The sequence below is a fragment of the Phormidium yuhuli AB48 genome (genome assembly GCF_023983615.1).
GTDB lineage: Bacteria > Cyanobacteriota > Cyanobacteriia > Cyanobacteriales > Geitlerinemataceae > Sodalinema > Sodalinema yuhuli.
The window spans coordinates 529452-549149 of record NZ_CP098611.1 but is presented as its reverse complement, the minus strand read 5'-3'; the positions used below and the strand labels follow the sequence as shown (position 1 = coordinate 549149).

20 protein-coding genes are annotated in these 19698 nt (G+C 52.2%); 11 read left to right on the top strand and 9 right to left on the bottom strand.

The genetic code is table 11. From position 1 onward, the window contains the following. Positions 1-4 precede the first annotated feature (4 nt). Positions 5-286 carry a hypothetical protein gene (locus NEA10_RS02260; protein WP_252663589.1) on the bottom strand — a complete coding sequence of 94 codons (282 nt, stop codon included), beginning with the start codon at positions 284-286 and terminating at the stop codon, positions 5-7. Between the two features lie 24 nt (positions 287-310). Next, complete coding sequence (locus NEA10_RS02255; RefSeq protein ID WP_252663588.1) at positions 311-1723, bottom strand: aspartate ammonia-lyase; 1413 nt, start codon at positions 1721-1723, stop codon at positions 311-313. Between the two features lie 129 nt (positions 1724-1852). Here NEA10_RS02255 and NEA10_RS02250 point away from each other — a divergent pair, with 129 nt between their 5' ends. The 8 genes from NEA10_RS02250 (at position 1853) to NEA10_RS02215 (ending at position 8015) form a co-directional block, all read left to right on the top strand. After that, positions 1853-2419 carry a Uma2 family endonuclease gene (locus NEA10_RS02250; protein ID WP_252663587.1) on the top strand — a complete coding sequence of 189 codons (567 nt, stop codon included), beginning with the start codon at positions 1853-1855 and terminating at the stop codon, positions 2417-2419. 54 nt (positions 2420-2473) lie between these two features. After that, positions 2474-3382 (top strand): tetratricopeptide repeat protein, encoded by a 909-nt coding sequence (locus NEA10_RS02245; RefSeq protein WP_252663586.1) that lies wholly within the window; start codon positions 2474-2476, stop codon positions 3380-3382. Positions 3383-3558: 176 nt separating this feature from the next. After that, entirely contained in the window at positions 3559-4326 is a 768-nt protein-coding gene (locus tag NEA10_RS02240; RefSeq protein WP_252663585.1) for a Uma2 family endonuclease, read from the top strand. 32 nt (positions 4327-4358) lie between these two features. Further along, positions 4359-5105: a Uma2 family endonuclease gene (locus NEA10_RS02235; RefSeq protein WP_252663584.1), complete on the top strand. Its 747-nt coding sequence runs from the start codon at positions 4359-4361 to the stop codon at positions 5103-5105. A gap of 36 nt (positions 5106-5141) precedes the next feature. After that, positions 5142-5825: a Uma2 family endonuclease gene (locus tag NEA10_RS02230; protein ID WP_252663583.1), complete on the top strand. Its 684-nt coding sequence runs from the start codon at positions 5142-5144 to the stop codon at positions 5823-5825. Between the two features lie 32 nt (positions 5826-5857). Continuing rightward, positions 5858-6520: a Uma2 family endonuclease gene (locus NEA10_RS02225; protein ID WP_252663582.1), complete on the top strand. Its 663-nt coding sequence runs from the start codon at positions 5858-5860 to the stop codon at positions 6518-6520. Positions 6521-6552: 32 nt separating this feature from the next. After that, a complete protein-coding gene (locus tag NEA10_RS02220; RefSeq protein WP_252663581.1) occupies positions 6553-7278 on the top strand; it encodes a Uma2 family endonuclease in 726 nt (241 codons plus the stop codon). Between the two features lie 32 nt (positions 7279-7310). Further along, positions 7311-8015 carry a Uma2 family endonuclease gene (locus NEA10_RS02215; protein ID WP_252663580.1) on the top strand — a complete coding sequence of 235 codons (705 nt, stop codon included), beginning with the start codon at positions 7311-7313 and terminating at the stop codon, positions 8013-8015. Here NEA10_RS02215 and NEA10_RS02210 read toward each other — a convergent pair. From NEA10_RS02210 to NEA10_RS02185, 6 genes are all read right to left on the bottom strand, one after another. Beyond that, the gene (locus NEA10_RS02210) at positions 8012-9352 is read right to left on the bottom strand and encodes a 16S rRNA (cytosine(967)-C(5))-methyltransferase (protein ID WP_252663579.1); all 1341 of its coding nucleotides are present in this window, start codon (positions 9350-9352) and stop codon (positions 8012-8014) included. The two genes, NEA10_RS02215 and NEA10_RS02210, sit on opposite strands and share 4 nt — an antisense overlap. Before the next feature lie 55 nt (positions 9353-9407). After that, entirely contained in the window at positions 9408-10925 is a 1518-nt protein-coding gene (locus NEA10_RS02205) for a phytoene desaturase family protein (protein ID WP_252663578.1), read from the bottom strand. Between the two features lie 52 nt (positions 10926-10977). Then, entirely contained in the window at positions 10978-11613 is a 636-nt protein-coding gene (locus NEA10_RS02200) for a Maf family protein (protein WP_252663577.1), read from the bottom strand. A 45-nt stretch (positions 11614-11658) separates the two neighbouring features. Then, entirely contained in the window at positions 11659-12240 is a 582-nt protein-coding gene (gene psbP, locus NEA10_RS02195; RefSeq protein ID WP_252663576.1) for a photosystem II reaction center PsbP, read from the bottom strand. A 95-nt stretch (positions 12241-12335) separates the two neighbouring features. Continuing rightward, positions 12336-13028 carry an ATP-dependent Zn protease gene (locus NEA10_RS02190; protein ID WP_252663575.1) on the bottom strand — a complete coding sequence of 231 codons (693 nt, stop codon included), beginning with the start codon at positions 13026-13028 and terminating at the stop codon, positions 12336-12338. Between the two features lie 81 nt (positions 13029-13109). Continuing rightward, on the bottom strand, positions 13110-14111 hold the full coding sequence (locus NEA10_RS02185) for a TPR end-of-group domain-containing protein (protein ID WP_252663574.1): 1002 nt from the start codon (positions 14109-14111) through the stop codon (positions 13110-13112). Between the two features lie 344 nt (positions 14112-14455). Here NEA10_RS02185 and NEA10_RS02180 point away from each other — a divergent pair, with 344 nt between their 5' ends. Further along, positions 14456-15799 (top strand): IS4 family transposase, encoded by a 1344-nt coding sequence (locus NEA10_RS02180; protein WP_252659620.1) that lies wholly within the window; start codon positions 14456-14458, stop codon positions 15797-15799. A gap of 153 nt (positions 15800-15952) precedes the next feature. Next, positions 15953-16081, top strand: coding sequence for a hypothetical protein (locus NEA10_RS20800; protein WP_258719038.1), 129 nt, complete (start codon positions 15953-15955; stop codon positions 16079-16081). A 104-nt stretch (positions 16082-16185) separates the two neighbouring features. Here NEA10_RS20800 and NEA10_RS02175 read toward each other — a convergent pair whose 3' ends face one another. Beyond that, complete coding sequence (locus tag NEA10_RS02175) at positions 16186-18153, bottom strand: tetratricopeptide repeat protein (protein WP_252663573.1); 1968 nt, start codon at positions 18151-18153, stop codon at positions 16186-16188. A 238-nt stretch (positions 18154-18391) separates the two neighbouring features. Between NEA10_RS02175 and ilvC the strand changes: the two genes are divergently transcribed. Beyond that, entirely contained in the window at positions 18392-19393 is a 1002-nt protein-coding gene (ilvC, locus tag NEA10_RS02170; RefSeq protein WP_374111835.1) for a ketol-acid reductoisomerase, read from the top strand. The last annotated feature ends 305 nt before the right edge of the window (positions 19394-19698 follow it).

The following is a 19698-nucleotide window of genomic DNA, read 5'->3' as shown; positions in this document are numbered from 1 at the left end:
GTGATTAGCGACGGGTGGCGCGACGCATGGCCGTCACCACTTGGGCCTCAGAAAAGACACCATCCCCCTGAACTTCGGGGAAAGCGGGGAAGATTTCCACTTTTAGGACGCGATCGAAGCGGATGGTGACACTACGATCATAAAGATGGAAGGTCAGCAGCGGTGACTCCGTGGCGAGTTGTAGTTGTTGATGCACCTCTTGCGCGGTTAGGGGAACACTAAAGGATTCCTCGCCGCCGTTTTCGTAATGGAAGGTGATTTGGGTTTCACTATATTGACTTTGCATGGCTGGTTTAGCTGAACAACAGGGTTAGGGGAGTTCCTCCAGGCTGGGGGGGAGTTGACTCATCTTTTCTAAGTCCAACACCTCCGCTAACTTGGCTTCGGACATTAATTCCTTTTCTAACACCAGTTCCCGTAAGGATTTGCCGGTATTGAGGGACTCTTTGGCGACGGCGGCGGCGTTGAGATAGCCAATGTGGGGGTTGAGGGCGGTGACGAGGGCGAGACTTCCCTCAGCATAGGCCAGACAGCGATCGCGGTTGGCGCTGATGCCTGCCAAACAACGACGATTCAGGGCCTCAAGGGTGTTCCCGAGAATCTCAATGCTATGAATTAAGTCATAGGCCACCAGAGGCATCATGACATTTAATTCTAATTGTCCCGCTTGGGCGCACAGGGCGATCGCCTGATCCAATCCCATCACCTGGAAACACACCATGGAGGTCATTTCCGCCATCACCGGGTTATATTTCCCTGGCATAATTGAGGAACCTGGTTGAACGGGGGGAAGTTGAATCTCTTTTAAGCCAGTTTTAGGTCCCGAATCCATCAAACGTAAGTCATGGGAGATTTTCACTAAATCCTGGGCGAGATTGCGTAAACTCCCAGAAACGGCAACGAAGGGCGATAAACTCTGCATCGCGGCCATGAGATGGGGGGCGCTTTTTAGGGGTTGTCCGATATACTCCCCGAGGAGTTCGGCGCAACGGAAACGATAGCGGGGATGGGTATTGAGGCCAGTTCCCGAGGCGCTTCCCCCTAATCCTAAGATATGTAAGTCTTCGCTGGCGTAACGGATGCGGCGCAAATGGTCATTGAGAATCACGGCCCAGGCCCGGAAATCTTCCCCGAGTCGTACCGGAACCGCATCCTGCATATGGGTTCGCCCGGATTTCACCACATCTTGAAATTCCTCGGCTTTGCGGTTGAGGGTGGCGATGCTGGCCTCTAAGGCGGGGAAGAATTGACGATGTAGGGCTAGGAGTGCGGCGATGCGAATAGCGGTGGGGATAACATCGTTGGTAGACTGACCATAGTTGACATGGTCGTTGGGGCTAACTTTGTGGTAGCTGCCTTTTTCCTCTCCGAGACGTTCTAAGGCCCGATTGGCGAGAACTTCGTTGACGTTCATGTGGTGGGAGGTTCCGGCCCCGGCTTGGTAAATATCCACCACAAACTGATCCCGCAATTGTCCCGCGAGAATTTCGTCGGCGGCGGCGATGATGGCTTCAGAAATGTCGGCGGGGATGCAGTCGAGTTCCCGGTTGGCGGTGGCGGTGGCTTTTTTGATGAGAACACAGGCCTCGATGTAGGTGGGGAGGGGCTGATGTCCGCTGATGGGGAAGTTTTCCATCGCCCTCAGGGTTTGAATCCCATAGTAGGCGTTGGCGGGGATTTGGCGATCGCCCATGGAATCGGTTTCGATGCGGTACTCTGTCATCTGGCTTGCGTTGGACTTACGTTATGGGAGGCTTGGGATTATTTTGCCATGTCCCTGGGCGATCGCAACGGCGATAATAGACCTATAAGTCCACCCAACTCGATGTTCACCATCTCTGGAGTTAGATCAATGGTACAGATTCAACCCCGGTTGTTTGAGAGTTTTGAAGACTATCTCGTTTATAGTGAGTCTCTAGAAGGCTTTTATGAGTTGTATAACGGTCAGTTAGTCAAGATGCCCCCTGAATCTGGTGTAAATGTTCAAATTGCCAACCGTCTCCTCCTCTACTTTGCCGGCTTAGTTGGCATTGATCGCGTCCGGGGACAAGGGTTAGAGATTGAAGTTCAGGGAGAACCCAGAAATCACTATCCTGATTTGACGATTTTACGGGAAGAACATATCGAACAACTGGCCCGGCGCAATACTGTACGCTTGTCGATGAATCCGCCGCTGTTGGTGATTGAAGTGGTGAGTCCAGGAGACGTTCAACGACAGCGAGATTATGTGGCAAAACGGTTTCAATACCAAGGTTGTGGTATTCCCGAGTATTGGCTGATTGACCCAGAAGCTGAAACAATTTTAGTGTTGGGGTTACAAGAAGGGTTTTATCACGAGATTGGTACGTTTTCTGGGGATGCCCCTATTCAATCGGTCATGATGCCCGACCTGGATTTAACAGCATCTCAAATTTTTTAGGCTAATTTTTCAAGACCTATCTGGGATAAAACACTTGCATAAATCACGATAAATATGACTTTAGAGGATAGTCGATTAACGCCCCATTTGGAGGCACGCTGGGAAAATTACTGGCTTTGCTATAAGCAGGGCAAGCGTTTTTTTGAACGAGGGCACTATACCGCTGCCTTAGCTTGCTTTGATAGAGCAATTTTGGTTCGCCCCAATGATTACTGGTCTCTCTACCACCGTGCTAATACATTGGTGGAACTGGGGGAGTTTGAACGAGCGATTGACAGTTTTGATAAAGCCTTGGATGAACGTCCCCGTGATTATTGGGCTTGGTATAATCGAGGGGTTGTGTTGTCGGAGGAGATGGGGGAGTTTGAGCGGGCGATCGCCAGTTTTGATAAAGCCCTACGCCTACGTCCCCATGATTACTGGGCTTGGTTTCGGCGTGGGGATGCCTTGCGCTATCTCCAGGAATATCGGGCGGCCTTGTCCTGTTATGAAGAAGCCTTAGACAATCGCCCCAGTGATTTCTGGAGTTGGTTCCGGAAGGGAGACTGTTTACGTCATTTAGGGAAACTGGAGGAGTCAGAAATCGCCTATCGAGAAGCCTTGAAAAATGAACCTGATGATTTTGATACCCGCTATAAGTTGGCAGAACTCTATCGGATTCAGGGAGATTATCGCTCGGCAATCGCCCAATATGATGCCTGTTTAGACCTGGAACCTGAGGATACCTATAGTTGGTACAATCAAGCCTGTTGTGCGGTCTTGGATAATGATTTGGATGGGGCAATGCGATCGCTGGCAAAAGCGGTGGAGTTAGCTCCTGAGATTTATGTTCCCTTGGCCATGGATGATTTGGAGTTAAAACCTCTTTGGAAACGGTCAGACTTCCATCGTTTGATGCAATTTGTACGGCGAAATGTACGGGGATTAGATGGGATAGATGAGGGGCGATCGCGCCGCTTGTAATTTACGAAGTAAACTCTTGTCTTAGGGATATTTTTGAGCTATACTGAAGATAGCCATATTTCAAGATTCAAAAATTCCTAAAAATAGAATCAAAAAACATTGATTAAATTGCTAGATTTTGAGTCATCACTCTAAACATTCACAAAATCACCGTTCTTTGACGTCGGAGAAACGCCATGATTTCCCAAACGCAACAGCCGACAACGTCCCAACCTCAAACCATCCATTACCCCGACAGCGACGGACAGCCCATGGCCGACAATACCCTTCAGTTTCGCTGGATTGTCATTATTAAGGAGAACTTAGACCTCATTTTTGCGGATGACCCCGAGGTTTTTGTCGCTGGGGATTTACTCTGGTATCCCGTTGAGGGCAATAATCGTATCCGTCGCGCCCCAGATGCGATGGTGGTGTTTGGACGGCCCAAGGGCGATCGCGGATCTTATAAACAATGGGAAGAAGACAATATCCCGCCGCAAGTGGTCTTTGAAATCCTCTCTCCTGGGAATACCCTCAAAGAGATGGGCCAGAAACAGACGTTCTACGATGAGTTTGGGGTGGAAGAGTATTACATCTATGACCCCGACCACAATGACTTGAGTGGCCTGCAACGAGGAGAACAGAGTCTAAACGTCATTGAACAGATGTCCGACTGGGTGAGTCCTCGCCTGGGGATTCGCTTCGATTGGACTGAAGAGGGATTAACCCTCTATCGCCCGGATGGGTCGCGTTTTCAGACCTTACAGGAAATCAAGGCGGAACGGGATGCGGCCCAGGCGGAACGGGATGCAGTTCAGGCGGAACGGGATGCAGTTCAGGCGGAACGAGATGCAGTTCAGGCGGAACGGGATGCAGTTCAGGCGGAACGAGATGCCGCCCAGGCTGAGGCTAAACGCCTGGCCCAACGCCTGCGGGAACTGGGAGTGAATCCCGATAACCTTTAGACCGTTAATGTCCTCTCAAGGTCGAAAACGCCATGATTTCTCAAACCCAACAGCCAACAACGTCCCAACCTCAAACCATCCATTACCCCGACAGCGACGGACAACCCATGGCCGACAATACCCTTCAGTTTCGCTGGATTGTCATCATTAAGGAGAACTTAGACCTCATTTTTGCCGATGACCCCGAGGTTTTTGTCGCTGGGGACTTACTCTGGTATCCCGTTGAGGGCAATAATCGCCTCCGTCGCGCCCCAGATGCGATGGTGGTGTTTGGACGGCCTAAGGGCGATCGCGGGTCCTATAAGCAATGGGAAGAAGACAATATCGCGCCGCAAGTCGTCTTTGAAATCCTCTCTCCTGGGAATACCCTCAAAGAGATGGGCCAGAAACAGACGTTCTACGATGAGTTTGGGGTGGAAGAGTATTACATCTATGACCCCGACCACAATGACTTGAGTGGCCTGCAACGAGGAGAACAGAGTCTAAACGTCATTGAACAGATGTCCGACTGGGTGAGTCCTCGCCTGGGGATTCGCTTCGATTGGACTGAAGAGGGATTAACCCTCTATCGCCCGGATGGGTCGCGTTTTCAGACCTTCCAGGAAATCAAAGCCGAACGGGATGCGGCCCAGGCGGAACGGGATGCGGCCCAGGCGGAACGGGATGCGGCCCAAGCGGAACGGGATGCGGCCCAGACTGAACGGGATGCGGCCCAGGCTGAGGCTAAACGCCTGGCCCAACGCCTACGGGAACTCGGAGTTGATCCCGACAGCCTTTAGTTTGACAGTTGATGTCCTCTCAAAGTCGAAAACACTATGATTTCCCAAACCCAACAGCCGACAACGTCGAAACCTAAAACCATCCATTACCCCGACAGCGACGGACAGCCCATGGCCGATAATACGCTTCAGTTTCGCTGGATTGTCATCATTAAGGAGAACTTAGACCTCATTTTTGCCGATGACCCCGAAGTCTTTGTCGCTGGGGACTTACTCTGGTATCCCGTTGAGGGCGATAATCGCCTCCGTCGCGCCCCAGATGCGATGGTGGTGTTTGGACGGCCCAAGGGCGATCGCGGATCTTATAAACAATGGGAAGAAGACAATATCCCGCCGCAAGTGGTCTTTGAAATCCTCTCTCCCGGAAACACCGTCAAAGAGATGGCCCAGAAACAGAGGTTCTACGATAAGTTCGGGGTGGAAGAGTATTACATCTACGACCCCGACCACAATGACTTGGGTGGCCTGCAACGAGGAGAACAAAGTCTTGAGGTCATTGAACAGATATCCGACTGGGTTAGTCCTCGTCTGGGGATTCGCTTCGATTGGACTGAGGAGGGATTAACCCTTTATCGCCCGGATGGGTCACGTTTTCAGACCTTACAGGAAATCAAAGCGGAACGGGATGTAGCCCAGGCGGAACGAGATGCGGCCCAGGCCAAAGCCGATCGCCTGGCCCAACGCTTACGGGAACTCGGAGTAAATCCCGACAACCTTTAGACCGTTAATGTCCTCTCAAGGTCGAAAACGCCATGATTTCTCAAACCCAACAGCCAACAACGTCCCAACCTCAAACCATCCATTACCCCGACAGCGACGGACAGCCCATGGCCGATAATACGCTTCAGTTTCGCTGGATTGTCATCATTAAGGAAAACTTAGACCTCATTTTTGCCGATGACCCCGAGGTTTTTGTCGCTGGGGACTTACTCTGGTATCCCGTTGAGGGAGATAATCGTATCCGTCGCGCCCCAGATGCGATGGTGGTGTTTGGACGGCCCAAGGGCGATCGCGGGTCCTATAAGCAATGGGAAGAAGACAATATCCCGCCGCAAGTGGTCTTTGAAATCCTCTCTCCTGGGAATACCCTCAAAGAGATGGCCCAGAAACAGAGGTTCTACGATGAGTTTGGGGTGGAAGAGTATTACATCTACGACCCTGATCACAATGACTTGAGTGGTCTGCAACGAGGAAAAGAAAGTCTGAAGGTCATTGAACAGATGTCCGACTGGGTTAGTCCTCGCCTGGGGATTCGCTTCGATTGGACTGAGGAGGGATTAACCCTTTATCGCCCGGATGGGTCACGTTTTCAGACATTTCAGGAAATTAAAGCCGAACGAGATGCGATCGAAGCCAAAGCCGATCGCCTGGCCCAACGCTTACGGGAACTCGGAGTGAATCCCGACAACCTTTAGACCGTTAATGTCCTCTCAAGGTCGAAAACGCCATGATTTCTCAAACCCAACAGCCAAAAACGTCCCAGCCTAAAACCATCCATTACCCCGACAGCGACGGACAGCCCATGGCCGACAATACCCTTCAGTTTCGCTGGATTGTCATCATTAAGGAAAACTTAGACCTCATTTTTGCCGATGACCCCGAGGTCTTTGTCGCTGGGGACTTACTCTGGTATCCCGTTGAGGGCAATAATCGCCTCCGTCGCGCCCCAGATGCCATGGTGGTGTTTGGACGGCCCAAGGGCGATCGCGGATCTTATAAACAATGGGAAGAAGACAACATCCCGCCGCAAGTCGTCTTTGAAATCCTCTCTCCCGGAAACACCCTCAAAGAGATGGGCCAGAAACGGGATTTCTACGATGAGTTTGGGGTGGAAGAGTATTACATCTATGACCCTGACCATAATGACTTGAGTGGCCTGCAACGAAAAGAAGAAAGGCTTAAGGTCATTGAACAGATATCCAACTGGGTGAGTCCTCGCTTGGGGATTCGCTTCGATTGGACTGAGGAGGGATTAACCCTCTATCGCCCGGATGGGTCACGTTTTCAGACATTTCAGGAAATTAAAGCCGAACGAGATGCGGCCCAGGCCGAACGGGATGCAGCCCAAGCGGAACGGGATGTAGCCCAGGCGGAACGAGATGCGGTCCAGGCCAAAGCCGATCGCCTGGCCCAACGCCTGCGGGAACTCGGCGTCAATCCCGACAACCTTTAGACCGTTAATGTCCTCTCAAGGTCAAAAATGCCATGATTTCTCAAACCCAACAGCCAACAACGTCGAAACCTAAAACCATCCATTACCCCGACAGCGACGGACAGCCCATGGCCGACAATACCCTTCAGTTTCGCTGGATTGTCATCATTAAGGAGAACTTAGACCTCATTTTTGCCGATGACCCCGAAGTCTTTGTCGCTGGGGACTTACTCTGGTATCCCGTTGAGGGAGATAATCGTATCCGTCGCGCCCCAGATGCGATGGTGGTGTTTGGACGGCCCAAGGGCGATCGCGGATCTTATAAACAATGGGAAGAAGACAATATCCCGCCGCAAGTGGTCTTTGAAATCCTCTCTCCTGGGAATACCCTCAAAGAGATGGCCCAGAAACAGACGTTTTATGATGAGTTTGGGGTGGAAGAGTATTACATCTACGACCCTGATCACAATGACTTGAGTGGTCTGCAACGAGGAAAAGAAAGTCTGAAGGTCATTGAACAGATGTCCGACTGGGTTAGTCCTCGCCTGGGGATTCGCTTCGATTGGACTGAAGAGGGATTAACCCTCTATCGCCCGGATGGGTCGCGTTTTCAGACCTTACAGGAAATCAAGGCGGAACGGGATGCGGCCCAGGCGGAACGGGATGTGGCCCAGGCGGAACGGGATGCGGCCCAGGCCAAAGCCGATCGCCTGGCCCAACGCTTGCGGGAACTTGGGGTCAACCCAGAGGACCTTTAAGTCGATCGCCGCCGCAATTTGACCATAAAAAAGCCGTCACTCTCATGGCGATGAGGATAGAGACGCACTCCCCCAGACTCACTGACGGGTAAGTTCCAGTCTTGGGGGGGAGGTTCTATGGTCCAATGGGGATGACGGTCTAAAAAGGGTTGAATCACGCCTTCATTTTCTGGATAACTCACGGTACAAGTGGCGTACACTAACACTCCACCGGGTTTCAGCCACCCGGCCGCCGCCGTCAATAACCCCTGTTGTAGTTGGGCTAACTCGGTAATCGCTTCGGGAGTTTGTCGCCAGCGTAAATCAGCGCGACGGTGGAGGGTTCCTAACCCGGAACAGGGGACATCTAAGAGGACGCGATCGCACGACTCCTGAAACTGGGTCAAATCACGGCTATCCCCCAACATCGTTTTCACGGACTGTAACTGCAACCGCTGACAATTTTGGTCGACTTTCTTCAAGCGCGAGGCCGTGCGATCGCAAGCCCAAATCTGACCCATATCGCCCATCAACTCAGCAATATGGGTCGTCTTCCCACCCGGGGCCGCACAAGCATCCACAATCACCTCCCCAGGCTGTGGGTTCAACAGATGACTGACCCATTGGGCGCTGGCATCCTGCACCGTCCACCAGCCCTCGCTATAGCCCGGTAACGCCTCGATTTGACCGGCGGATGGCAATTTTAACCCTTGCGGTAAATTCGGCAGCGTCTCGACCTCAATACCTGCCTCTAAGAAACTTTTTTGTACCTCCTCTCGGGTCGTTTTCAGAGGATTAACTCGTAAATAGAGTTGGGGGGGTTGATTGAACCAACAACAGAGTTGTTCCGCCTCCCCGATTCCCAAGGACTCAGACCACTGTTGTACAATCCAGTCCGGGTAACTGTGACGCACCCCCAAGCAAGACACAGGATTTTCCGGAAGGGGGATAGCGAGGGGATTCTCGGGAGTTCGTTGGCGCAGATATTGGCGTAAAATGCCGTTAACTACCTTGGTTAAGCCCCCCAACCCTTGGACTTTCGCCAGTTCCACGGTACTATCGACGGCCAACGCCTCGGCCACGCGATCGAGATAGATGAGTTGATAGAGTCCCAGACGCAACAACACTCGTAATTCCAGGGCTTGTTGGCGGGCTGGTTTCTTGGCAAACTGGTCAATCACAGCATCGAGCGATCGCCGTCGTCGCACCACTCCATACACCAACTCCGTCGCCAAGGCGCGATCGCCCCCCGTCAGGCGCGACTTCGCCAACTGTCGTTGCAAGGCCACATCCGCATAGGTATCCTTGCGTTCAATCTCATTCAACGCCATCACGGCCACCTGACGGGGATGACTCACAACATTTCTCCTCAGGGCAACAAACCCCCAGCGTCCTACACCAAACCCCTCCCCGTCAAGCCAACCCCACCTGTTTGAGAAGTTCTAAGGTTTGCTGGGGTGAAACGAGACTATTGGCGCAAAGAATCCCCGAAGCCGCCACCGCCGGAACCCCAATTCCCGGCATAGTTGTGTCACCGACACGATACAATCCCGGCAGGGGAGTTTGATTGAGGGGAAAAATCCCTTGAATGGCTGGAATCCCGGGGCCATAGGTTCCTTGATAGCGACGTAAAAACCGCTCATGGGTGATTGGCGTTCCTACCATCTCAAACTCAATGCGATCGCGGATATCGGGAATAATCCGTTCTAGGGCCCGATACAGAGATTGCGATCGCTGCTGTTTCCGTTCCTCATAGTTCGCATCCAGTTTCCAGGACTTATAGGGTTCGAGGGTGTAACAGTGAACCGCATGATACCCCTCTGGGGCTAGACTAGAGTCCCAAACCGTGGGAATCGACACCATACAGGTATTCCCCGGAACCGTTACATCCAGCGTATTATCTAACAACACCACATGATGTCCTCCCAACCCCTCTAATCCCGCCCCACGAATCCCCAAATAGAGGTGCATAAAGCTATTCAGCCGTGGCAATTCCAGGGCTTCCTTGCGATAGTTAGGGGGGAGATGATGACTACTCAGTAACTTACGGTAGGTATCCCAGACCGTAGCGTTGGAAATCACAATCGGGGCCTTGAGGACTTCGCCACTCCGTAGCCGCACCCCCGTCACCTGGCCCGACTCCACCAAAATTTTCTCCACATGGCTGCGTAGCCGTAAGCTTCCTCCCCATTTCTCCAACCCCCGAATCAACGCCTGTACAATAGCCCCACTTCCCCCCCGAGGATAATCTACCTTGGCGTGATGACGTTCCCCATACATAAACGCCATTTCCGGGGCGATGGTTCCGTAAGACTTCAACCCCGATAGCAGGAAACATTCCAAATTCACCATCCGCCGCACCCAACTATTGCGGACACAGGTATCCATAATTTCCCCAACCGTCTTTTGAGTTGACCCAGCCATGGGAAGGAGTTTCAGCAGGGCCCGGGGATAATGTTGGACTAAGAAAGGTAGCACTTGCCAGTCACTCCGCAGGGCTAGAGTGGGAATCTGGCGGATACCGTTGTAGAGTTTGTTGAGGCGGCGTTCAAGTTCCCGATATTCTTTGGCCCCATGGGGGGTGATGCGGGCAATTTCCTCATAGTAGCGATGGCGATCGCAGTACACGGGGAAGGTTCCATCGGGGAAGTGATACTCTCCTAGGGGGTCATAGGGGATGGTATCGAGGGAGACCTCCAACGCCTCGAAGACCTGACGCAGAGGATTAAGACTTGGCCCGTCACCCAAGCCACAAAAAAACGAAGGGCCGGCATCAAAATGGAAGCCTTTACGGGAAAATCCGTGGGCGGCCCCACCCGGAAGTACATGACTTTCACAGACCAGTACTGACTTTCCATATCGCGCCAAGAGGGAACCGGCCACTAATCCACCGATTCCACTCCCAATCACGATGACTTCTGCATCCGTCATTCTCTACCCAGGTTGTGTTGCATCCACTCTGTCATTCCATTGGGGGGTTGTGTTACCACAAGTTCTCTAAGGTGTAACCCAGTTCAAGCAGCATCCGTCGAAACAGCGGCAAACTCAAACCAATAACATTACTATGACAGCCTTCAATCTTCTCTACCAATAAACTCCCTCGGCCATCAATGGCAAAACATCCAGCACAATTGAGGGGTTCCCCAGTCGCGACATAGGCCTCAATTTCCGAGTCACTCACCTTGGCGAAATGCACTTTGGTAACCTGACAATTGACCAGGGTGATATTCTGAGAAATATCCACAATGGCATGGCCCGTATAAAGTTCGCCTACCTCACCCCGCATCAACTGCCAACGGGCGATCGCCTCTTCCGGGTTAGCGGGTTTGCCATAGATGCGATCGCCCAACACTAATACTGAATCACAGGCTAACACCAACACCGACTCGGGCTGTTCAGGATTCGGAGAATGGGGGGCGACATCCTTGCAACGAATCCCCGCTGCAATGCGTTCTCCCTTAAGTTGGGCTAGGGTTTGGACTAAGGCCACTGGATTACTCAGTTGAACCTGGGATTCATCCAAATCGCTAGGACAGATAATGGGGTCAATCCCTGCGCTACGCAAGAGTTGCCGACGGGCGGGAGAGGCGGAGGCGAGAATTAGAATGGGAGAACTCATGGGACAGTCCTGCGCAAGGGGATAACGGAGAGACCCGTCTAAGGATTAATAGACGAAGAAGGAACGAGCGACAATCCGCAGTTTATCCTGAATTTCCTGCCAACGGCGTTCCGTGGTGGAAACATTCAGGGTAAACAGTTGACCGCGAGAAATGGCGATGCTGGCAATGTTATGACGCAGTTGATCGGGTAAGGTGACGGCATACTCCAGGATATAGTAGGTTTTGCCATCTTCATCCTGTCGAGATTGGGCATCGACCAATTCTGCCACGCGATCGCTGCCCTCTGGGGCGATGGCCCGTTTGGAGAGTTCATAACCGACTTCTGTAGGAGTTCCTAAATCGGTCAAGGTTTCTTCCGCTTGGGCCGGATTAATAATCACACTGAGATTTTCACTGCGTTCAATGAGATCATGTAACACCACATCCGGCGCCAGGTTAGACGCATCCATCTCAATCCATTCGTTGGGATAGAGGAAGCGATAGCCATCGTAGCTATCGGTATAGGAAGTCAACCCACTACTTGGGGAGTTACTACACCCCGTCAGGGTTAGGGCGATGACTACCGCAAGCATCGCCGCCAGTCGTTTAAACCCGGTCATGACGTTTTCCAAATTTTGTGTATTCATAGTGCTAGGTCGGGTCGTGGTGACCGGTTCAACCCGGCCCAGACAACCCTTCCCCTCAACCATCGGACGAAACAACCACCCCCGTCAAGAGGCGATTAGGAGACGGCTGGGGTGAGATGTTCCTGGATGCGATCGCAGCATTCCTGAACACTAAGCCGTTGAGACATGGCCTCAACTAAGGCCTCATAAGCATCCCGATGGCGATCAATGAGGGTTCGCGCCTGTAAAATTGCCCAACGTTCTCGGGCTTCACTGTCACGAACAACCGGACGTAACTGACGCAAGACTAAACGCAGTTGCTGGCGATCGTCAATACCCCCTCGGGCACTGTCTTCGTCGAGTTCTTCGGCAGCTATTCCCGCCATCCAGACCATCGCATAGCGATTTAACTGTTGGGCCGAGAGTTGTCCTTGACTGAGTTCAGATAGCAATTGCCCATCGTCAAACTGAACGCCGCCTCGTCCGCTTTGTCCTTGTTTGAGGGCTTCCCAGGCGCTGAGACTATAGTTGGCGATGGGGACATCCAGGAGATAGGCCACCAGGAAATGCCCCGCTTCATGGCGGATGACTCGCTGGCGGCGATCGCCCGTATTCGCCCCCAACCAATCCAGAAACACCTGTCCTCCCTGACCTTGGAAGCCCAACTGGTCAACCGTCGCCAATCCCAACAGAACAAACACCGTCGCCGCCGGATAGAGAGGCGATAGGTTTAGCATCGGCCCCAAGAGGGAAAACATGGTGAGGCTAAAAATGCCGATCGCCAAGACGTTTAAGGTAAATTGACTCATGACGTTATCTAAAAAGAGATTTGTTTGAGTCTATTGTACCGAGTTGTCAAGTCCTTGTTACAAATTGATAAGTTTTGCCGTTTATTGGGCGATGGCGAGGGCGCTTTGGAAGTCATCCTGTTCCCGGAGACTGGCGAAGGCCTCACTCTCCTGGGCCTCAGCCTTCAAGTCAGGATTGAGATGAATTGCCTTTTTAAGATTCTCAATCGCCGGTTCCTGATGGCCGACTAGGGCATAACAGCGGGCGATTCCATACCAAGCCTCAGCACAATCGGGGGCCACTTTCACCGCCTGGGCATAGGTAGCAAGGGCTTCTTCGAGGCGTTGTAGGCTAACGAGGAGGGTTCCTTTGGCGCAATAAGCCTCAGGATGGCGTTCATCCACCTCGATGGCGCGATCAAAGGCGGCGATCGCCTCAGTATATTGTCCATTAGCCTCCAGTTGTCGTCCCTGCATCATCTGGAGTTCCAAGACATCCTGCAAACGTCCATTGAGCCGATCTTGCAATTGCATCGAGTTCTCAATGGTATGACGAGCATTGGACATCACATTTTGCACCGACAGGGCCATAGAGACCATATCCTTAAGTTGTGCTGGCTCAGCCGTAGGCGTTCCTGGCCCCGATGAGGAAGCCGAGGCAAAATCAGCTTTTAACTCCCGACTCACTTCTGCCTTCAACTCATCAGAGAGGTGATTTTCCACCTCATCCACCACTTGTGACACCATTTCCCGACGCATCCACCACAACAACGCCAGGCCCGCAATGGGGAAGAGAATTAACAGCAATAAGAGGATATTTAAGAGGCCAAACGTCCAGGCAAAGTTACGATCAACAGCATCATTAATCGCATCACGAACCACCGAACTATTGCGTAGCCGATTGTCAATTTGCGAATCTAAATCAGCCGTTGCATCGGCCGGGGCTGGGGCAATAAAAGGGGGTTCTTCCGGCTCTGGAGGCGGCATGGGGGCAGTTGCGTCAGGAGGGGCAGCATCGGGGGGAGTTGGGTCCTGAGCGATCGCCCCTCGGGGGGCAACTAACAGTAACGATAGAACGGCGAGGATGTAAGATTTTTGAATCATGGTAACTCGTGAGTTATGAATTTTTAAGAATCGGTTCTCCCCTCCTGGGCTAATCTTGTAGGGGTTTGTGAAACCCAGTGAAAGTCTTGAGTCAAGTCGCCCCGGTCAGGGGCGATGGAGGGGCAGCAGCAGTAGCCGGAGAGAAAGAGAACAAGGGGACCCTCTCAAGTCAGCTCTGCCTATCTTAGGGGCAGAGCTGACGCGAAAGCTTCAGGGGCAGACTGGTCATGGCAGCAGCAAGCCCTCGCCGGGGGGTGCTCGGGAAAAAGAGAAGGGGGTTGCTGACCGTCGCGCCAATTTGACAAGATAAATAGGTGACCGAGCCAAGTTGAGAGAAGCCCCCGATGAGCGAGTTCAGCAGCCAAGGACTATTCCGACCCCAAGTTCAAAGAAGTCTAGAGAAAGCCTATAGCCTGGCCTGTAGCAAACCCAACTTATCATTCTCTCAATGTATGGGTAACAGTTTTCGCCAAACCGTTGCCCGTCTGTTCTCCCATAAGCAAATGACCCAAGATGTGATGCTATCGAGACATATCGAAGCGACAAGGGAACGAGCCTCAGCCACAGAAGGGGACTATGTGATTGCCGCCCAAGACACCACCTATTACAACTACTCAGGACACAAGGAGATGTCGGGGCTAGGGGTAATCCAAGGAAAAGTCAGAGGAGTCATACAACACAATGTCCTCCTGGTGAACGAGTCCGGTCTGCCCTTAGGACTGTTAGGACAACAATATTGGACTCGAAAGGGGGGACTGAATCTAGCCGAAGGAGAAAAAGAAAGCTGTAAATGGCTCAAGGGGCTAGATGCCATCAATGAGCAAGCGAGGCAATCGAGCAAGTGCTTTGTCTCAGTCGAAGACCGAGAAGGAGACGTGTTTGACCTGTTCAAAGCTCCCCGAGAAGACAATGTCGAATTCATCGTCCGGGTGTATCAACAGCGAAACTTGGAAGTCGCCTCGAGCCAAGTGGTGGCTAAACTCGCCGAGATTCCCGAGGAGTTGGAAGACTTTGGCTATGAACGGATACGGATTGAGCGTCAAAACCGAGAAGTGGAGGTGACTCTTCGCTTAAGAGCTGGGGCGGTCAACGTTTATCCGGAGAAAAAGTTAAGTCCCAGAAAGCATAAAACGCAAGGTTTATCCTTGGTCGTCGCCGAGGAAATCCGTTGTGTCGACGTGAAAACCCAGGAAGAGCTGTCCCCTACCCAAGAAGCGGCTACTTGGTATTTATTGACCAGTCTGCCAATTGAGACCCGAGAGCAGGTGATACGGGTAACCCGCTTTTATGCCCTCAGATGGCAAGTCGAACGCTTTCATTACACTCTCAAGTCCGGAGCCTTGAATGTGGAAAAATTACAGTTTGATGATATCCATACCCTAGTCAACGCCTTGAGCTTTTATTCAGTGGTCGCCTGGCAGCTACTGGCCCTGACTCATGGGATTCGGGAAAATCCTGAACAATGTGCCCAGGTGGTGTTTGATTCGGAGGAGGTGACCTTGTTAGAGAAGGTCTCCTCTCAAAAAATCGTTTCTCTTGGTCAGGCCGTCTTAGCCTTAACTAAACTGATTGGCTTTGCCCCGTCGAAAAAACAACCCTTTCCGGGAGTGAAAGTGCTGGCCACGGCTCTGGACCGCTTTTTCTTTATGAAGCTAGCTTCTCTGGGGTCTTCCGGGGTTGAGAGCTAGAGGTCTTCTGGACTTGACACAGGTTTTGTGCCAACGACCGCTCTGGTCTCGGTCGCTTTTAAGAGTCTCAACCCGGTCGAGTTCCCCAATCTTGAACCCGACCTTCTGTATAATGTCTTACCGTGGGCTCCCTCATCCGGGAAAGTCACAGCCGTGGCTCGGATTTGGCGTAAAGTTGGGTTAATCTTGGGTCGGGCTAGTGGTCTGGCTAGTCAATCGCCCCCTCAAGTGACGGTTTGGCTCAAGATTTTCACTCGACCTGATAAACCCCTACAAGATTAGCTCCTGGGAGGGGCAGGGGTGGGTTCTCCCTATTGCCTATTGCCATCCCCTCCTGGGAGGGGCAGGGGTGGGTTTTCCCTATTGCCTCTCCATCACGTTTCCCCCTACAACAACAACTGTTTAAATCGTTCATCTTGGCGAATCTCATCGAACATCGGGTCCACCTGGGCCCGTTCGCGATAAGGATGAGGGGCTAGACGAAGGGCCTCCTGCAAGCTTTCCAAGCAGGGGGCAACAAACCCTTGCGCACTATAGCAACCAGCCCTGTTATACCAAATCTCGGGAATAGCGGGCTGTAGGGCGATCGCCTCATCGTAAGCGGCGATCGCCTCATCATACCGTTCTAGTTGTGTTAAAAGTTGTCCCAGATAGTACCAAGTCGGAATATCATTGGGCTGAATCTCTGTTCCCCGTTGGTAAGCGCGGATGGCTTCGGGATAGCGTTCCAGGGCGGCCAGAGACACCCCCTGATAGCGATAGGCATCAATATTGTCCGGATTGAGACCCTGGGCCTTCTCAAAACAGCGTAGAGCATGTTCATGGAGATTCGCAGCAGCAAAGGCTAGGCCACGATTATTCCAGGCTTCCACATAATCCGGTTTTAACTTCACCGCCCGGTTATAGGAAGCAACGGATTCCTTATAGCGTTTTAGTTCCATTAGGGCCAAACCACGATTATTCCAGGCTTCCACATAATCCGGTTTGAGTTCCACCGCGCGATCATAAGCCGCTAACGCCTCCTCATACTGACCCAGTTTAGACAGTGCGCCCCCTTTGTTGTTCCAGGCTTCAGGATAGTCAGGATGAATACCCAGAGCGCGATCATAGGCGGCGATCGCCTCGGGATAGCGTTGTAGATGGAATAAGGCACTTCCCTGATTACTCCAGGCTTGATGGTAATCGGGCTTAAGTTGGACGGCTTGCTGATAGGCGATGATGGCTTCGCTATAGCGACCACTAAAGAAGAGGGCATTCGCTTGACGGCAAAACTCCGCTGCACCCACTTGAGGCGGTTGAGGGGGTCGTTGGGGGCGTTCAGGGGGGCGTACCGGTTCCTGTTCCGGAAGGCGATAGGTTTGGGTATTGCCATTGAGACGGTTTTCAGAGGCGGTCGCAATTCCCTCGTCACCACCGCGATAGGTGATGGGAGGCCGGGCCACTGTCTCAGGAGTAGTCCTGGAGGGAAGTTCGTCCTCCCCCTCTGAATCGTTCTCTAAAATGGAATTGACGGATGGGGGGGATGTCGTCTTGGGCGTTTCGTCCTCTTGGTCTTCCTCTGAGTCGAGAATTGAGTTCAACGATGGAGGGGGTTCGTCCTCTTGGTCTTCCTCTGAGTCGAGAATTGAGTTCAACGATGGAGGGGGTTCGTCCTCCTGTATGTCCCCTACGGACTCCATAGAGATGTCTTGCAATGCTTGAGAGTCTGTGGGTGAAGAATCATCTCGAAGGATATCCAAGTCGTCCTCTGGAGGAGACTCCCTTGGCGGTGAAACTCCCTGAAACGACCCAAACCCCTGCTGATTCTCCTCATCGTCAGACTGGGCTTCTCTAGTCTGGGAACCGGAACTAATCTGGCGTTCCGCCCCCACAGGAACTCGGGGAAGTGGCTCATGGATTTTGGTTTGAATTTGATGTAAGACACTATGGGCCTCATTCATCATCCCCAGTAACTCCGCCATAGCATCATTTTTGATGCTGTCAATTTCCTGGGCGTAGGCATTAGCGCGGGCTTCCAGGCGACTGAGAATCAGCCAAACGGCGATCGCCCCCAACAAGGGCAGCAGGGCCAAGACCACAAAGACCGCCGTAATGGCCGGGCGTTGGGCGGCCAGGGCATTTTCAATTCGGTCGTCGATGCGATCGCGTAAACTGACACTATTGGCGATCGCCCGTTCCCAATCCTCTTGAAACCTCTCCTGGGCCCGAAACCGTTGTAATTCCTCAGTCTCAGCTTCCGTCAAGTTGGGAGACCCCTGTCCCCGGACCAGGTTACCAGAAGCGGAGAAGAGGACAACCGCCATGGCCATCACCAGGTGAGTCGCAACTTGGATAGAATACCGCCTGAGCCTCATATTCGTTGTCCCTCTCTCGAACCGTTTTCGCAGGTCACCTGTCCATGTTCTGTAGTTTAACCTCTGATCCGACCGAACGCGGGCGATCGCCGAGGAAACTTACAACCCGGAACAGCCCGACCACTCTTTGGTACAATAAAAGATTGTGTTTTCTATCTAACGCTGAATCCTCAACGATTCACAACAGGGGCAGCATTCCTGTGATAGTCAGCCGATTCACCGAATTTTTCAAGGAGACGTGCATATGGCTCGCATGTACTACGACCAAGATGCGAATCTGGACAGACTCGCCGATAAAACCGTTGCCATCATCGGCTATGGTTCCCAAGGACACGCCCATGCTCTTAATTTAAAAGATAGTGGCGTGAATGTCATCGTTGGCCTGTATCCTGGCAGTAAATCGGCTCCCAAAGCCAAAGATGCCGGACTGACGGTGTATCCTGTCGCGGAAGCCGCCGAGAAAGCCGATTTAATCATGATTCTGCTACCGGATGAGGTGCAGAAAACCGTTTACAAACAAGAAATTGAACCGAATCTGAAAGAGGGCGATGTTTTAGCCTTCGCCCATGGATTTAACATCCATTTTGGGCAAGTGGTTCCCCCCGAAAACGTCGATGTGGTTATGATTGCCCCCAAAGGCCCCGGTCATTTGGTGCGTCGGACTTATGAACAAGGGGAGGGTGTTCCCTGTCTGTTTGCCGTATATCAAGATGCCTCCGGCCAGGCCCGCGATCGCGCGATGGCCTATGCGAAAGGAATTGGCGGAACTCGTGCTGGCATCTTAGAAACCAGTTTCCGGGAAGAAACCGAAACCGATTTATTTGGCGAACAAGCCGTCTTATGTGGGGGCTTAAGTGCGCTCATCAAAGCCGGGTTTGAAACCCTCATTGAAGCGGGTTATCAACCGGAACTGGCGTATTTTGAATGTCTCCACGAAGTTAAATTGATTGTGGACTTGGTCGTGGAAGGCGGTCTCGCGACCATGCGTGACAGCATCTCCAACACCGCTGAATATGGTGACTATACCCGGGGACCTCGGGTGGTGACTCCGGAAACCAAAGCCGCCATGCAAGAGATTCTCAGCGAAATCCAATCGGGACAATTTGCCCGGGAATTTGTCTTGGAAAATCAATCGGGTAAACCCGGATTCACGGCCATGCGTCGTCAGGAAGCGGAACACCCTATTGAAGAAGTTGGGAAAGACTTGCGGGCGATGTTCTCCTGGTTGAAGAAAAACTAGAGACTCTGTTGGGTGCATCTCATGATTCGAGGCGTTTTATCCGAGATAGTTCTGATTGAGATGCACCTGAATAGGTTTAACACGTCCTTGGCTAAACACCTTCTTGGTTGGGGGGTTAAGAGGATGTCTAAGAAGTCCCCCTGACTACCTTAATCGGGCATTGGCTTCCCACTTAAAGAGGGTAAAACCCTGATTCTGTTGTTGGGAGATAAGGTGTGAAGCTCCGCGAGTACCACGTTTCAGACATTCTCGAAAGACCTGCTGGGTTTAAAAACTCCTTAGGTTAACAGGTCGTAATTTTAATA

Excerpts from the sequence above, each read along its gene's own strand:
- NEA10_RS02175 (WP_252663573.1), bottom strand. The coding sequence starts at position 18,153 with ATGAGGCTCAGGCGGTATTCTATCCAAGTTGCGACTCACCTGGTGATG.
- NEA10_RS02220 (WP_252663581.1), top strand. The coding sequence starts at position 6,553 with ATGATTTCTCAAACCCAACAGCCAAAAACGTCCCAGCCTAAAACCATC.
- NEA10_RS02205 (WP_252663578.1), bottom strand. The coding sequence starts at position 10,925 with ATGACGGATGCAGAAGTCATCGTGATTGGGAGTGGAATCGGTGGATTA.
- NEA10_RS02230 (WP_252663583.1), top strand. The coding sequence starts at position 5,142 with ATGATTTCCCAAACCCAACAGCCGACAACGTCGAAACCTAAAACCATC.
- NEA10_RS02250 (WP_252663587.1), top strand. The coding sequence starts at position 1,853 with ATGGTACAGATTCAACCCCGGTTGTTTGAGAGTTTTGAAGACTATCTC.
- NEA10_RS02190 (WP_252663575.1), bottom strand. The coding sequence starts at position 13,028 with ATGAGTCAATTTACCTTAAACGTCTTGGCGATCGGCATTTTTAGCCTC.
- NEA10_RS02235 (WP_252663584.1), top strand. The coding sequence starts at position 4,359 with ATGATTTCTCAAACCCAACAGCCAACAACGTCCCAACCTCAAACCATC.
- NEA10_RS02255 (WP_252663588.1), bottom strand. The coding sequence starts at position 1,723 with ATGACAGAGTACCGCATCGAAACCGATTCCATGGGCGATCGCCAAATC.
- NEA10_RS02180 (WP_252659620.1), top strand. The coding sequence starts at position 14,456 with ATGAGCGAGTTCAGCAGCCAAGGACTATTCCGACCCCAAGTTCAAAGA.
- NEA10_RS02245 (WP_252663586.1), top strand. The coding sequence starts at position 2,474 with ATGACTTTAGAGGATAGTCGATTAACGCCCCATTTGGAGGCACGCTGG.
- NEA10_RS02200 (WP_252663577.1), bottom strand. The coding sequence starts at position 11,613 with ATGAGTTCTCCCATTCTAATTCTCGCCTCCGCCTCTCCCGCCCGTCGG.
- NEA10_RS02215 (WP_252663580.1), top strand. The coding sequence starts at position 7,311 with ATGATTTCTCAAACCCAACAGCCAACAACGTCGAAACCTAAAACCATC.
- NEA10_RS02185 (WP_252663574.1), bottom strand. The coding sequence starts at position 14,111 with ATGATTCAAAAATCTTACATCCTCGCCGTTCTATCGTTACTGTTAGTT.
- NEA10_RS02260 (WP_252663589.1), bottom strand. The coding sequence starts at position 286 with ATGCAAAGTCAATATAGTGAAACCCAAATCACCTTCCATTACGAAAAC.
- NEA10_RS02240 (WP_252663585.1), top strand. The coding sequence starts at position 3,559 with ATGATTTCCCAAACGCAACAGCCGACAACGTCCCAACCTCAAACCATC.
- psbP (WP_252663576.1), bottom strand. The coding sequence starts at position 12,240 with ATGAATACACAAAATTTGGAAAACGTCATGACCGGGTTTAAACGACTG.
- NEA10_RS02225 (WP_252663582.1), top strand. The coding sequence starts at position 5,858 with ATGATTTCTCAAACCCAACAGCCAACAACGTCCCAACCTCAAACCATC.